Annotated in this window: 2 protein-coding genes; both read right to left on the reverse strand. The window is 40.1% G+C overall.

What is annotated here, in order from left to right:
- Positions 1–28 precede the first annotated feature (28 nt).
- Positions 29–361, reverse strand: coding sequence for a hypothetical protein (locus FC652_RS19935; RefSeq protein ID WP_176299884.1), 333 nt, complete (start codon positions 359–361; stop codon positions 29–31).
- A gap of 147 nt (positions 362–508) precedes the next feature.
- The gene (locus tag FC652_RS19945; protein WP_176299886.1) at positions 509–808 is read right to left on the reverse strand and encodes a hypothetical protein; all 300 of its coding nucleotides are present in this window, start codon (positions 806–808) and stop codon (positions 509–511) included.
- Between the last annotated feature and the right edge of the window lie 337 nt (positions 809–1,145).

The following is a 1,145-nucleotide window of genomic DNA, read 5'->3' on the forward strand; positions in this document are numbered from 1 at the left end:
AATCCCACTTAAACGCTTTGTTATGCATTTAATCGTACCACCATGCCGAAGACTCCATAAAAGTACAAAATTGAGAGATTTCAAATTCTGCTAATGCGCCTGTAGCATTTTCTGCATCCCGTTTCAGGATATAACCCTCAACAATTCTTTGCATATTTGGAACAGTAACCCATTCGTACACTTCGTCATTACCAGCAACTATCGCATTAATCTTTTTTAGAGCAGCTTCTGCATTTTCCTTTGTAAAGTGCGATTCTGGAATTCGCATATCTGATTCAATTTTTTCGTTAACCGGACATATATTTTTGGCATTTACAGAAAACGACATTATCAAAATACACACCGAATATAGTAATTTCACGTTAACTCCCTGGATGCATAACGCCCTGTTAAGGGGTGAGCAACGCAATACCGATGCAGCAGCAAACCACCTTAATCACTAAAAGCAACGCATAATAAAAGTGCCACGCGTTGCGAATCCCTCTTGAACAGTTTGTTAGAGCGCAACTCACAGGTTGAATAGAACTTTCAAAAGAGAATTTACCAAGGAAGAGATCCCTAGAAATAGAACTACTGGCAAACCTATCGCTATTATCAGTTTAAATTCGACAAACTGACCTACAACTGCATCACCATGTCTACCGCCCAGAAACTTTCTCGATTCGTCTCCTACCGTAGATTTGACTTCATCTGTAACCGTCTTGCGATCTTTACCGATGAATTCTTTAAACAACATAAAGCCGAAGGGAGCAATAATAATACCGGCGATAAGATATGAAATGTATTCAATTATATCCGTCATATTCATATTTTTACTCCTGCGCTCTAACGCCGCGTTAAGGGGTGCAGGCACGCAATACAAAAGCTACCGCACAGTGCCGTAACCACCGAACTCAACGCAAACTGAAAATGCCACGCGTGCCAAATCCCACTTAAACGCTTTGTTATGCTTAAGCTTCAATGGGTTACGTTTTACGCGAAACAAGATTAACCCGACTTTGATTTACAAACAAAAGCCAAAACGTAGAAAACCGAAATGAATCATAGTTTTGATAATCAGGCTCGGAATTTTGGCAAATCTGGTTTGAAGTTTGAAAACCTAGAAATGGATTTCTGATTTAGCCAACCGCCCTAACCTCGCGCTT

Origin of the sequence: Vibrio sp. 05-20-BW147 (assembly GCF_013369385.1) — a bacterium.
Lineage (GTDB): Bacteria > Pseudomonadota > Gammaproteobacteria > Enterobacterales > Vibrionaceae > Vibrio > Vibrio floridensis.

What these genes read in the sequence shown, in the direction of transcription:
- FC652_RS19945 (WP_176299886.1), bottom strand. Translation starts at nt 808, where the DNA reads ATGAATATGACGGATATAATTGAATACATTTCATATCTTATCGCCGGT.